Here is a 12,706-nt window from a genome sequence, read left to right as displayed (position 1 = left end):
GCTGGGCAGACTCGACCCTGCCGTCCACAACGATGCGGACGGGTCATCCGACACAGGAGTCAGACATGACCACAGCAGTGACGCATCCCCCCGTCAGATCTCCGAAGCGACGCCTCTCTCGCATCGGCACAGCCCTCGTCGCCGCGGGTGCGCTCGCCCTCTCGGCGTGCGCGAGCCCCGGCACGACATCCGGCGAGGCCGCTGGTGAGGAGGCCCCCGAACTCACCAAGATGGTGGTGGTCACCTTCCTCCCGCTGGAGTCCTTCACCTTCACCCCCGAGATGTACGCCTACTCGGGCGGCTACTTCGAGAAGCACGGCCTCGACGTGCAGCTGCAGCCCGTGAAGGGCACGGCGGCGGCGATCCAGACCCTCCTCGGCGGTGCGACGCCCATCACCCGTGCGAGCAGCGTCGACGTCTTCCCCGGCATGGAGGACGGCCAGCCGATCGTGGCGGTCGGCACCATGGCGCGCAAGTCCAACCTGCGGGTCATCTCGGCCGACAGCAACCCGATCGAGTCGGCTGCCGACATGGAGGGCGAGGTCATCGGCCTCGGCTCCATCGGCGGCACGAGTGAGCGGATGCTCGACTTCGCGCTCGACGACGCCGGCGTGCCGCGCGACTCGGTGACGCGTCAGGCGGTGCCGGTCACCGCGGCGACGTTCGAGGTCGTGAAGCAGGGACAGCTCAGCGGCTACGTCGTGAGCCTCGACACGTCGCTCGCCATCGCGCAGCAGAACGACGACGCGGTCGTCAGCGATGCCGGCCTCGGCGACGTTCCCGACATGCAGACCTGGATCACGACCCAGTCGAACCTCGAGGACCCCGCGCGCGTGGAGCAGATCGAGAAGTTCCTCGCGGCGATCGAGGAGGCGACCCAGGCCGTCGTCGACGACGCCGAGAACGACTTCGCCAACGTGCTCGAGACCCTGCGCGACAGCGGCGACTGGGACTTCCCGGCGCTGCAGGACGACGAGGTCGCACGCGGGGCCCTCGAGGTCTACACGACGAAGACGTGGATCGACGAGTCGGGCACCGTCGGCATGCTCGAGAACGACCTCGACGCGTGGACCGACGCCTACGACACGTACACGCGGGGTGGGCTGCTCGACGGCGGTCAGGACCCCACGGCGTGGATCACGAGCGAGTACCTGCCCGATTGACCGCACGACCCCCAGGTCCGCCCCGCCCGCGTGGCGGGGCGGACACGGGGTCACCCGATGAGAACCGGGACAACCCGAACAGAGAGGCAGTGCCGCCCCGATGAGTAACGACATGTTGACGCCGACCATCGAGACGTCCGAAGCGGGAACCGAGACCCCTCGGCTCGAGATCAAGGGAGTCGGCCGAGATTTCCACACCAAGGCGGGCGTGACGCACGCCGTCTCAGGCATCGACCTGACGATCCAGCGCGGCGAGTTCGTCGCCCTGATCGGCCGCTCGGGCTGCGGCAAGACGACCCTCCTGCGCATGATCGGCGGGCTCCTCGCCCCGACGGCCGGCACGATCGAGGTCGACGGCAAGTCGCTGTGGCGCGAGAACAACCACGTCGACTCCTCCGCCATCACCAAGCTGGGGTTCGTCTTCCAGGAGAGCAATCTGTTCCCCTGGTTCTCGGTGCTCGACAACATCGCCCTGCCGCTGAAGCTGCGCGGCGTCGGGAAGAAGGAGCGGCGGGCTCGCGCGGCCGACCTCGCCGATCTTGTCGGACTCTCCGGTTTCGAGCGCTCCTACCCGCGTGAGCTCTCGGGCGGCATGCGCCAGCGAGCCGCCATCGCTCGCGCGCTGAGCACCGAGCCCGAGCTCCTGCTCATGGACGAGCCCTTCGGCGCGCTCGACGCGCTCACCAGGGAGCGGATGAACCTCGAACTGCAGCGGATCGTGCTGGAGACCACGTCGACCGTGGTGTTCGTGACGCACGACATCCCCGAGGCGGTGTTCCTCGCCGACCGGGTCGTGCACATGACACCGCGCCCGGGCCGGATCCGCCAGATCCTGCCGGCGGACTTCCCGAAGCCCCGAGCCGTCGACCTGCAGACGACCCCCGAATTCAACGACATCGTGCGCTCCCTGCGGCACGACCTCGACGAGGAGGAATGACGTGTCCCAGTCCCGAATGCTCAAGATCCTGCCGTGGATCGTCACGCCCTCGTTGGTCGTCCTGATCGTGGTGGCCTGGCACGTCATCGTGACCACGCTCAACGTCAACACATTCATCTTCCCGCCGCCGGCGATGGTGTGGGACTCCCTGGTGACGCTGCTCGGTGAAGCCAGGACCTGGGAGGCGGTCGGGGTCACGGTCACGGAGGTGCTGATCGGATTCAGCATCGCGGTCGTCGCGGGCCTCATCGTCGGGGTCGTGCTGGGCAAGGTGCACTGGCTCGAGCTCAGCCTGCGCCCCCTCATCGTGATCTCCCAGGTCGCGCCGAAGGTCGCCTTCGTGCCCCTGTTCGTCATCTGGTTCGGCTTCGGACTGACGTCGAAGGTCGTGCTCTCGGCACTGCTGGCGTTCTTCCCGGTCATGCTCAACGTGCTGCTCGGGGTCCGCTCCGTCGAGCAGGGGCACCGCGAGGTGATGCAGAGCTTCAACGCATCGAGAGGCCAGACCTTCCTCCAGCTCGAGATGCGCAGCCTCCAGCCCTACCTCTTCGCCGGCATGGAGGTCGGGATCGTCCTCGCCACGATCGGCGCGATCGTGGGCGAGTACCTCGGCGGCAACGACGGGCTCGGCAACCTGGTGGTCTCGGCGATGAACTCGCTCGACGCGGCGCGCACGTTCGCGCTGATCATCCTGCTGTCGCTGATCGGGCTCGTGCTCTACCTCATCGTCAACGAGGCGAAGCGGTTCTTCATCCCGTGGCACGAGTCCGTCTACGGACTGCGCAACACGACCGGCTGAGTCCCCGGCGCGCAGCGTTCGCGTCGCGATCCGGCGATCGGATCGCGACGCGAACGCCGTGTCCACCCTCGGTGGCCCGCCCGGCGGGCGACCCGTACGATGGTGCCAGCAGGCACTGAGGGGAGTTCACGGATGTCGCGGCCCCTCGTGGTCATCCCGACCTACAACGAGCGCGAAAGCCTCGCCGACACGGTGGCGCGCGTCCGCGAGGCCGCGCCCGAGGCATCCGTCCTGGTGGTCGACGACGCGTCGCCCGACGGCACCGGCGCCCTCGCCGATGGGCTCGCGTCCGCCGACGAGGCGGTGCAGGTGCTGCACCGCACGGCCAAGAACGGACTCGGCGCCGCGTACCTCGAGGCCTTCGCCTGGGCGCTCGAGCGGGGATTCGACCCGATCGTGCAGCTCGACGCCGACGGGTCGCACCTTCCCGAGCAGCTGCCGCGCCTGCTCGATGCGCTCGAGGGAACCGCGTCTTCCGGGCCGGCGGATCTCGTCATCGGCTCCCGCTGGGTTCCGGGCGGCGCCATCGAGAACTGGCCGCGGCACCGCGAGCTGCTCTCGCGGTGGGGGAGCGCGTACGCCCGCGCGGTCCTGCGCCTCGACACGCGCGACGCGACGGCCGGGTACCGGGCCTTCAGGGCCGATGCGCTGCGTCGCATCCGACTGGAGGACGTGCACACCCGCGGCTACGTCTTCCAGGTCGACATGCTGTGGCACGCGCGGGATGCCGGCCTGACGGTCGTCGAGGTGCCGGTCACGTTCGTGGAACGCGCGCACGGGCGCTCGAAGATGAGCTCCGCCATCGTGGTCGAGGCGATGCTGCGCGTCACGGGGTGGGCGCTGCGCAGCCGGTTCGGGCATCGTCGGCCGGCCGCGGATGCCGTTGCCGAGCCTCGTGGCGCCGAGGCCAAGCGCTCACGCTCCTGAGGTCCGTCGCCTCCGCGACCGCGGAGCTTCGGTCGGGTCTCGGCGACGATCGGTCGGGTGCGCCCGGAGCGCCGGCACGATGCTGGGTGTCGACCTGAAGGAGCACCATGTCCATCGACACCCTCTCGACGCCCACGCAGTCACCGGCTGGGTCGACCACTCCCACCGTCAGACCGGCCGCCTGGCTTGCGGTCGCCTCGCTCGGACTCGGAATCTTCACCCTCGTGGCGAGCGAGTTCCTGCCCGCGAGCCTGCTCTCGCCGATCGCCGCGGACCTCGGCATCACCGAGGGCACGGCAGGCCAGCTCGTCACGGCGACGAGCATCATCGGCATCGTCGGCGGGCCGCTCGTCGTGTCGAGCCTGCCCCGACTCGACCGACGCTGGGTGATGGCGGCACTCACCACCTTGGCGATCGCCTCGAACGTGCTGGTGGCGATCGCCCCGGTGTTCGGGCTCATGCTCGCCGCCCGCTTGCTACTCGGCGTCGCGATCTCCGGCTTCTGGGCCATGTCGCTGGCGGTCACCGCCCAGCTGGTGCCGGCCGATCGGCTGGGACGCGCCATGACGATCGTGAACACGGGCGTCTCCCTCGCGACCATCGCGGCGGTGCCGGCGGGTGCCTACCTCGGCGAGCTGCTCGGATGGCGCGCGGTGTTCCTCCTCGCCGCGGGAGCGGGGGTGCTGACGCTCGCCGCGCAGCTCACGACCTTGCCGTCGGTGCCGCCGAGCGGTTCACCGGGCTTCCGGTCGCTGCTGCAGACGGCGCTCACGCCGGTGGTGGCGCTCGGCGTGCTCGCGATCATCCTCATTGCCGGCGGACACTTCATGGGCTTCACCTACCTGCGACCCGCGTTCGAGACGATCGACGGGTTGACCCCCGCCTTGCTCGCCGTCCTGCTCATGGTCTTCGGCGTCGCGAGCTTCCTCGGCAACCTCGTGGCCGGCCCGCTCGCCGACCGCCGCCTGCCCGTGCTCGTCATCGCGGCACCCATCGCCATCGGCGTCGCCACCGTGCTCCTCGCGACTGCCGGGTCGGGCCTCGTGCTGGCGTTCGCGACGGTGTTCGTCTGGGGCATCGGCTTCGGAGCGGTGCCGACCATGGTGCAGACGTGGGTGGCGCACCACGTCGCCCCCGAACGGCTCGAGAGCGCGGGCGGGCTCATCGTCGCGGCGTTCCAGATCGCCATCACGATCGCGGCCGCGGTCGGCGGGCTCCTCGTGGACTCGGTCGGCGTGCAGGCCGCGCTCATCGCGGGCGGGATCGCCGCGGTGCTCGGCGGCGTCGTGCTCAGCTCGGCACGGGCTCGCTGATCCGTGCCGGATCGGCGCCGGGTCGCGCGACGGCCCGGCGCCAACTGCTGGGCGGCACGCCGGCGTGCCGACGGAAGGCGCGGCTGAATCCCGCCTCGCTCTCGTAGCCGAGCCGGTAGGCGACATCGCCGACTGAGGCGCCGGCACGGAGCATCCGCTCTGCTCGCTCCATGCGCACCCGCGTCAGGTAGCGCGCCGGGGTGTCGCCGACCGCATCCTTGAACTGCTCGGCGAACTGCGAGCGCGACGCGCGGGCCAGGCGGGCGAGCGACTCGACGGTCCACGGCGCGCCCGGATCTTCGCGGATCGCCTCGATGACGCGCCCCAGGTGCGGATCCCGCACGACCGCGAGCCATTCGCGAGCATCGCTGCATCCGCGTTCGAGCCAGATGCGCACGGCCGCCGAGGCCACGACGTCGGCGAGCCGCTCGAGCACCGGGCCGCTGCCGGCCCGGTCGCTCGACGCCTCGGCGTGCATGGTCTCGAGGAGCGACGCGAAGAGCGGCTCCTGTACGCGGAAGCCGCAGGCGAACAGCATCTCCGGCATCGTGCCGGTCGCGAGTGCATCGGCAGGCTCGAGCGTGAGCGAGCCACTGAAGAGCCGCACCGCACGCGACGCGCGGAGCTGCACCGGGCCGCCGAGCGGCAGCATCACGAAGTCGCCGGCCTGCATGGTGAGCGGCTCGTCGCGCTCGCGTCGGAGCTCGAGCTCGCCGTCGGCCACGTAGTGGAACCGGATGCCGCCGCGGCCGTCGTCGTGGGCGACCGCCGCTTCCGGAAGGTGGCGGTGACCGAACTCGAGCACGCGCCAGCGGAGGCGCTCGAGCACGCGGTCGATGGCGGCCAGGGCCTCGTCGGCATCGGGAAGGGTGTCCAACGCGATCGCGCACATGTGAGGTGCAAGTCGACGCGGGCGGCGATCATTCCCGGCCGACCGCCCGATCAGCGAGCGCGCCGCCCGTCGGTGCTCAGCGGCGCTCCTCGGCGACCGCGTTGCCGCCGTCGACGGGAATGAGCTGGCCGGTCACGTATGCCGCGCCGGGGCTCGCGAGCCAGGCGATCGCGGAGGCGACCTCCTCGGGGCGACCGCTGCGGGCGAGCGGCACGAGCAGTCCCTCCTCGGCCTCGCTCGGCAGTTGGCTCGCCGTGGCGATCCACCCCGGCGCCACGGCGTTGGCCGTGATGCCCGAGAGCGCCTCGTCCACCGCGAGCGCGCGCACGTAGCCGAGCATTCCGGCCTTCGCGGTGGCATACCCCACGTCGCCGCGCGAGGCCATGAGCGGTCCAGAGACGCTCGAGACGCAGACCACGCGGCCCCAGCCGACCTCCCGCATCCCGGGCAGCATGGCCCGGGTGAGCAGGAACGCGGTCGTGAGGTTCATGGCGAGGCTCGCGTTCCAGTCGGCGAGCGACATCATGGCGTCGCCGTGCAGCATCTCGGGGTCGCCCGTCGCGATCATGCCCGCGTTGTTCACCACGATGGTCGGACGGATGCCGGCGGCCGCGAGCTCGGCGGCGAGATCGTCGACCTGCTCCTCGGCGTCGAGGCGCGCCACGAACCCGGTGGCCGTGATGCCCGCGTCGCGGAGCTCCTCGGCACGTTCGTGCACGCGCTGGCTCGTGGCGGTGAGCACGATGCCCGCGCCCAACTCGCCGAGCGCCTTGGCCGCGGCGAACCCGATGCCCATCGGGCTGCCCGCGCCGCTCACGATCGCGACGCGTCCGTCGAGGTTCCACAGGTCGGGGAGGCTCATGACGACATCGTACGCACGGAGCCGCCTCAGCCGGCGAGCAGGAGGGGATCGGCGAGCAGGCGTTCCCGGGCCTGACGGCGGGCTCCCACGAGCGGGGCGTCGGTGCCCGCGCGGGCGGCCGCGATGGTCGGGATCGCTCCGAGCGCACCGCCTCCGAGCGTCGGGCGGTTCGCCCGGTACGCCGTGTCGATGTCGGCGACCAGGCCCGCCCAGTAACCGCCGACCACGACCACCGCCGGGTCGATGGTGGGCACCACGAGCTGCAGGGCCCGGCCGACCCAGCGGGCGGCGTCGAGCCATGACCAGCGCGCCCGGTCGTCCGCGGCGTCGACCCGGGCGACGAGCTCCTCGAGGGCGGCGGCACGCCCGCGCGTGGCGGCGAAGCCGGCGAGGTCGGCGCGTTCGAGCACGAGCTCGGGCGCGGCGACCGTGGCGAGGCATCCGCGCTGTCCGCATTCGCAGCGCACGCCGTCTTCGACGACCGGCAGGTGCGCGAACGTCGACGCGAGCCCGTGCGCGCCCGGCAACGGCCGGCCGCCTGAGACCAAGGCGGCGGCCACGCCGGTGTCGCCCTCGATGTAGAGGAGGTCGGCGATGCCGGGCAGCTCACCGCGCTCGGCGGCCGCGGCCGCGACGGCCGTGGGCTCGAGTGCGGGCGGCAGGAGCAGCGTCGGCTCGACCTCGGCGAGCGCGGGCACGCGTGCGCGCAGCTCTCCGAGCACGTCGACCGGTTCGACGCCGAACCTGGCGTCGGTGATGACGACGGCGGGCGAGCCCGCCACCATGCCGTCGACGAGGACCGTCACGTCGGCGACCGGATGCTGCGACCGCTCGGCCCGGGCGAGCGCGCGTGCGAGCGCGGCGCCGAGGGAGTCGAGCGCTGCGGCGGGTGTTGCGGGCGCGCCGTCCGCCTGTGCCGGGACCGGGACCGTGAAGCGGCCGAGCTCGTCGCCCGAGAGCCCGGCGAGGGTGGCGATCGCCTCGTCGGCGCCGATCATGCAGGTCACCAGCACGCGGTCGGCGGCCGAGAGCGACAGCGGCGTCGCCCGCCCGTCGCCCGTCGGGTCGGCATCGGCCGGACGGAGCACGCCCGCGTCGATGAGTCGCGCGGTGAGTCCCGCGATCGCGCCCCGGCCGAGGCCGGTCGCCGTGGCGAGCTCGCTGCGCGTCGACGGACCGTGATCCACGAGGTGCTCGAGGACGAGCGTGGTGTGGGCGACGTGCGTGGACAGCGGGCCGGTCGTGGCAGGAACGGAGGTCTCGCCGACGTTCGTCATGCCGCAAGCATGGTGCGCCGCCACCGTGCGGGTCACCTCCCCCGAACGGGGGGCAGCAGCCTGCGCCATCCGTTCTCCGGGGCGCAACCCCCTTGAGGCCGTCGGTCGCTCCGCCTAGACCGGTGGCGTACGCAACAGATTGGAGGACCCGATGGCGATCCGACTGAACGAGCCCGCGCTGCGGCAGGCCCGTGCCCTCGTGCGTGAGGGCAAGGTGGTGCGCGACGAGCGCGACGACTGGAGCGAGCACGCGCCGAGCGCCGACGAGGAGAACGCGTTCATCGAGAAGGACGGTTGGACGGAGTTCCGGCACTGGCACCTCGGCATCGACGACGACGAGACCCGGGACACGAAGCAGGCGTCGTCGTTCCCGTACGGCGACTTCCGGAAGGTGCACCGCTGCGCGGTCGTCTCGCTCGAGAGCCGCGCGGGGCAGTACGACCACGACGAGATCCGCGACGAGGCGAGGAAGCTCCTGGAGCTCATCGACGAGGGGTGAGCGGATGTCGCGAGCGCCACCGTGAGGCGGGCCGCGTGGTTCGCATTGGACGTGTCGCAGACCAGCGTGGCGGTGACATGCTCGTGGCTATGGAGACCGACACGTCCACGCCCACCCAGCCCGCCCCGCCCACGGCGGCAGTCGCCGACGCCGCCCTGCGTCTCGGGGTCGAGGCACGCCTCGCGCCCGTCGCATTGCGGCCGCTCGCGCCGTGCGCGCCGCTCTCGGGGCGAGCGCGACCCGTCACCCATCTCGGCAGCGTCGACGTGCTGCTCGAGACGATCGACGACGCCGCGCCCGGCGACATCCTGGTCATCGACAACGGCGGACGGCTCGACGAGGCGTGCGTCGGGGACCTCATGGTGCTCGAAGCGGAGCGCGCGGGCCTGGCCGCGATGGTGGTCTGGGGCCTGCATCGCGACACCGCCCAGCTTCGCGAGATCGGGCTGCCGGTGTTCAGCCTCGGCATGTGCCCCTACGGGCCGCGGCGCGTGCCGCCGGCGGGGCGCCGCATGAACTCGGCGTTCCTCGACGGCGTCGCGGTGACCGAGGGCGACCACGTCGTCGCCGACGATGACGGCGTGCTCATCGTGGCATCCGACCGCGTCGACGAGGTGATCGAGCTCGCCCGCGAGATCCAGCGCGTCGAGACCGCGCAGGCCGAGCGGATGCGCGCGGGCTTCACCCTGCGCGACCAGCTCGAGTTCTCGTCCTACCGGAAGCGCCAGGCCGCCGACCCCGAGCTGACGCTCCGGAGACACCTGCAGGAGCGCGGCGGCGCCATCGAGGTGTGACGGCGGTCGATCGACGTATGGCGGGCTGTCAAGGGGTTGGGGCGCGCGTCGGTGTCCGCGTACGCTCGCCGGATGTCGAGGCCGTGGATCCACGAACCGTGCGATCCCGTGAGGAGGACCCGATGCCGAAGACGACGCAGGAACGAGACGACCGCCGCGCCGCGAAGCGCGCCGTGAAGGACGCCGAACGGTCGGCGAAGCAGACGCGCGGGCTCGCGGCGTCGCTGCCCCGGGAGGTGCGGCCGAGGGTGGACGCCCTGGCGGACGTCGAGCGGGCTCGCATCCGCCGCGCCAAGGGCGAGGTCGCCCGCAGCCCCCGGCGGGCCAGGCGCGACGCGCGCGTCGCCTCCGCGCGGCTGGAACGCATGGCCGTGCGCTACGGCACGGCGGCCGGCCGCGCCTCGTCGCGCGATGCCTCCCGCAAGGGCGGGGCCCCGAAGGCGATCAAGCGCCAGCGCATGCAGGTGAAGCAGGCGAAGTCGATGGGGGTCGTCACCGGGCTCCGCACGCTGTTCGCGAGCCTCTTCACCCCCACCGAACGCAAGTCCCAGCAGAAGGTCGCGAAGCGGCGGGCCCGGCGTGTGAAATTCGGGACCGCGTAGTCGACGTCTCCGAGCACGCCCTGACCTGAGGTCCGGGGCGTGAGCTGCGCCGTGGACGGATATCTCGATCCATGTGGCATCCGGGAACAGGTGGCACTCCGGATGCCGCGACGACGCGTCATCCGTAGCGTCGCTGACATGGACCTCGCCGTGATCGCCGGCGTCCTCTCGACCGGTCTCTTCGCCATGAGCTACCTGCCCATGCTGGTGAAGGCCGCGCGCACGAAGGACCTGTCGTCGTACAGTCTCGGCAACATCGCGATCATCAACGTCGGCAACGCCGTGCACTCCGTCTACGTCTTCAGCCTGCCGATGGGGCCGATCTGGTTCCTGCACGGGTTCTACCTGGTGGCGTCGGCGCTGATGCTGACCTGGTTCCTGCGCTATCGCGCCGCATGGGAGCGGCGGCGCCAGGCTACTTCGTGACCGCCCTTCGGGTGGGGGCCTTCGAGGACGACGCCGCCTTCGATGATGTCGCCTTCGATGATGTCGCCTGCGATGTCGTCGCCTGCGATGTCGTCGCCTTCAACTGGCCCGACGGTCGAGGTGAGCGCACGGCCTTCGGCTTCGACGACGCGGCGGCGGCCGCGGCATCCGCCACCGGCTTGGCGACGGGCTGCAGGCGCGCGAGCTGCGTCACGTGCTGCGGGCCGAGCTCGTCGAGCGTGGCGACCTCGAGGAGCTTCATCGTGCGCTCGACCTCGGAGCGGAGGATCGCGATGGTTCTGTCGACGCCCCGACGACCGCCGGCCATGAGCCCGTACAGGTACGCGCGCCCGACGAGCGTGAACCGCGCGCCGAGTGCGATCGACGCGACGATGTCGGCGCCGTTCATGATGCCGGTGTCGAGGTGCACCTCGAGGTCGTTGCCGACCTCGCGCACCACGTGCGGCAGCAGGTGGAACGGGATGGGCGCACGGTCGAGCTGGCGGCCGCCGTGGTTCGACAGCACGATGCCGTCGACGCCGCGGTCGGCGAGGAGCTTCGCGTCCTCCACGGTCTGCACGCCCTTGACCACGATCTTGCCCGGCCACATCTCGCGGATGACGTCGAGGTCCTCGAACGAGATCGTGGGGTCCATCGCCCACTCGATCAACTCGGCGACGGTGCCGCCGGTCGAGGTGAGCGAGGCGAACTCGAGCGGCGGGGTGGTGAGGAAGTTGATCCACCACGCCGGCCTCGGGATCGCGTTGACGACCGTGCCGAGCGTCAGCTGCGGCGGGATCGAGAACCCGTTGCGCTTGTCGCGCAGACGCGCACCCGCGACGGGCGTGTCGACCGTGAAGAAGAGCGAGTCGAAGCCCGCGGATGCCGCACGCTCGACGAGCCCGAACGAGATCTCGCGATTGCGCAGCACGTAGAGCTGGAACCAGTTGCGGCCGGTCGGATTGGCCGCCCTCACGTCCTCGATCGACGTGGTGCCGAGCGTCGAGAGCGTGAACGGGATGCCCGCCGCGCCCGCCGCGCCGGCGCCGGCGACCTCGCCCTCGGTCTGCATCATGCGCGTGAACCCAGTGGGCGCGATGCCGAACGGCAGGGCGCTCGGGCCCCCGAGCACGTCGCGGCTGGTGTCGACGACGGGCACGTTGCGCAGGATCGACGGGTGGAACTCCACGTCCTCGAACGCCTGGCGTGCGCGCGCGAGCGAGAGCTCGCCTTCGGCCGCACCCTCGGTGTACTCGAACGGCGCTTTGGGCGTGCGCCGTTTCGCGATCGCGCGCAGGTCGGCGATGGTGAGGGCCCGCTCGAGCCGGCGGTCGGTGGGATTCAGGGTCGGCTTCCTGAATCGCATGAGCTCGCCGAGCTCGCGGGGGTTCGGGAACTGGCGCTTCAGCATGTCGTCGCTGCCTCTTTCGGTACGGGTTCGGGGGAGATCTCGGCGTAGTAGCCCGAGATGTGGTGGTGGATGCGGGCGCGTGCGGTCGCGGCATCCGCTGCCTTGATCGCCTCGACGATGCCGCGGTGCTCGCGCCGCAGGCGGGCGCTGGTCGCGTCCCAGTCGCCGAGCCTCTCGAGGCCGGCGAGCGCGTACCCCTCGATCCCGCTGCGCAGGCCCGCCATGGTGGCGGTGATGACCTGGTTACCGGATGCCTCGGCCAGCGCCAGGTGGAAGGCCGCGTCGAGCGCGAGGAACTCGGGTGGTTCGAGCTCGGGGGAGTCCATGGCGTCGAGCAGGCGATCGGCGGCGGAGAGATCGGGGCGAGTGGATGCCTCGTGGCCGGCCTGTGCGTCGGCGAGATCGCCGGCGACGGATGCCTCGAGCACGAGCCGGGTGCGCACGATATCGGCGACCGGGAATCCGCTCGCCGCGACCTGCAGGCGCATCAGTGCGCTCATTGCGCCGCCCGGCGTGGCGATGATGATGGCGCCGGCGTTCGGACCCGAGCCGGCGTGCGTGCGGATCAGGCCGAGCACTTCCAGCACGCGCAGCGCCTCGCGCACGCTCGACCGGCCGACCCCGAGGGCTGCCGAGAGCGCGCGCTCGCCGGGCAGGCGGTCGCCGGGTGCGAGGCTGCCGTCGACGAGCTGCCGCTCGACGTGCTCGAGCACGGTCTGCCAGGCGCGCGGCTCGATCGAGCGAGCGGATGCCTCGTCGCCCATGCCGTCCTCCATCTGCGCCATGTGGTCAGACCACAGTAGC

General features: G+C 71.6%; 14 protein-coding genes. 9 read left to right on the top strand and 5 right to left on the bottom strand.

The window, feature by feature from the left end; genetic code table 11:
• Nucleotides 1-65 precede the first annotated feature (65 nt).
• The 5 genes from EZM51_RS10840 (at nt 66) to EZM51_RS10820 (ending at nt 5,139) form a co-directional block, all read left to right on the top strand.
• Nucleotides 66-1,163: an ABC transporter substrate-binding protein gene (locus tag EZM51_RS10840; RefSeq protein WP_169053870.1), complete on the top strand. Its 1,098-nt coding sequence runs from the start codon at nt 66-68 to the stop codon at nt 1,161-1,163.
• 112 nt (nt 1,164-1,275) lie between these two features.
• Complete coding sequence (locus EZM51_RS10835) at nt 1,276-2,100, top strand: ABC transporter ATP-binding protein (protein ID WP_136708264.1); 825 nt, start codon at nt 1,276-1,278, stop codon at nt 2,098-2,100.
• A gap of 1 nt (nt 2,101) precedes the next feature.
• Nucleotides 2,102-2,899, top strand: a complete 798-nt coding sequence (locus EZM51_RS10830; RefSeq protein ID WP_211195882.1) for an ABC transporter permease — start codon at nt 2,102-2,104, stop codon at nt 2,897-2,899.
• 132 nt (nt 2,900-3,031) lie between these two features.
• Nucleotides 3,032-3,826 carry a polyprenol monophosphomannose synthase gene (locus EZM51_RS10825; RefSeq protein ID WP_248305595.1) on the top strand — a complete coding sequence of 265 codons (795 nt, stop codon included), beginning with the start codon at nt 3,032-3,034 and terminating at the stop codon, nt 3,824-3,826.
• Nucleotides 3,827-3,933: 107 nt separating this feature from the next.
• Nucleotides 3,934-5,139, top strand: coding sequence for an MFS transporter (locus EZM51_RS10820; protein ID WP_136708262.1), 1,206 nt, complete (start codon nt 3,934-3,936; stop codon nt 5,137-5,139).
• Here EZM51_RS10820 and EZM51_RS10815 read toward each other — a convergent pair.
• The 3 genes from EZM51_RS10815 to EZM51_RS10805 form a co-directional block, all read right to left on the bottom strand.
• Nucleotides 5,117-6,031 (bottom strand): AraC family transcriptional regulator, encoded by a 915-nt coding sequence (locus EZM51_RS10815; protein ID WP_136708261.1) that lies wholly within the window; start codon nt 6,029-6,031, stop codon nt 5,117-5,119. The genes EZM51_RS10820 and EZM51_RS10815 overlap by 23 nt on opposite strands.
• A 76-nt stretch (nt 6,032-6,107) precedes the next feature.
• Complete coding sequence (locus tag EZM51_RS10810; protein WP_136708260.1) at nt 6,108-6,893, bottom strand: SDR family NAD(P)-dependent oxidoreductase; 786 nt, start codon at nt 6,891-6,893, stop codon at nt 6,108-6,110.
• 26 nt (nt 6,894-6,919) lie between these two features.
• On the bottom strand, nt 6,920-8,170 hold the full coding sequence (locus EZM51_RS10805) for an ROK family transcriptional regulator (RefSeq protein WP_136708259.1): 1,251 nt from the start codon (nt 8,168-8,170) through the stop codon (nt 6,920-6,922).
• 151 nt (nt 8,171-8,321) lie between these two features.
• On the opposite strand from EZM51_RS10805, the gene EZM51_RS10800 reads away from it, so the two are divergent.
• The 4 genes from EZM51_RS10800 (at nt 8,322) to EZM51_RS10785 (ending at nt 10,491) form a co-directional block, all read left to right on the top strand.
• Entirely contained in the window at nt 8,322-8,669 is a 348-nt protein-coding gene (locus EZM51_RS10800; protein WP_136708258.1) for a hypothetical protein, read from the top strand.
• Between the two features lie 89 nt (nt 8,670-8,758).
• The gene (locus EZM51_RS10795; RefSeq protein ID WP_211195881.1) at nt 8,759-9,463 is read left to right on the top strand and encodes an RraA family protein; all 705 of its coding nucleotides are present in this window, start codon (nt 8,759-8,761) and stop codon (nt 9,461-9,463) included.
• Between the two features lie 122 nt (nt 9,464-9,585).
• Complete coding sequence (locus EZM51_RS10790; RefSeq protein WP_136708256.1) at nt 9,586-10,065, top strand: hypothetical protein; 480 nt, start codon at nt 9,586-9,588, stop codon at nt 10,063-10,065.
• A gap of 138 nt (nt 10,066-10,203) precedes the next feature.
• Nucleotides 10,204-10,491, top strand: a complete 288-nt coding sequence (locus EZM51_RS10785; RefSeq protein WP_136708255.1) for a hypothetical protein — start codon at nt 10,204-10,206, stop codon at nt 10,489-10,491.
• On the opposite strand, the gene EZM51_RS10780 is transcribed toward EZM51_RS10785, so the two are convergent.
• Complete coding sequence (locus EZM51_RS10780) at nt 10,481-11,902, bottom strand: alpha-hydroxy acid oxidase (RefSeq protein WP_136708254.1); 1,422 nt, start codon at nt 11,900-11,902, stop codon at nt 10,481-10,483. The genes EZM51_RS10785 and EZM51_RS10780 overlap by 11 nt on opposite strands.
• On the bottom strand, nt 11,896-12,687 hold the full coding sequence (locus EZM51_RS10775; protein ID WP_248305594.1) for an FCD domain-containing protein: 792 nt from the start codon (nt 12,685-12,687) through the stop codon (nt 11,896-11,898). The genes EZM51_RS10780 and EZM51_RS10775 overlap by 7 nt, the downstream gene beginning before the upstream one ends.
• Between the last annotated feature and the right edge of the window lie 19 nt (nt 12,688-12,706).

Source organism: Agromyces sp. H66 (genome assembly GCF_004959775.1).
GTDB lineage: Bacteria > Actinomycetota > Actinomycetes > Actinomycetales > Microbacteriaceae > Agromyces.
The sequence above is the reverse complement of the archived record's forward strand: the minus strand, read 5'-3'. Positions and strand labels throughout refer to the sequence as shown.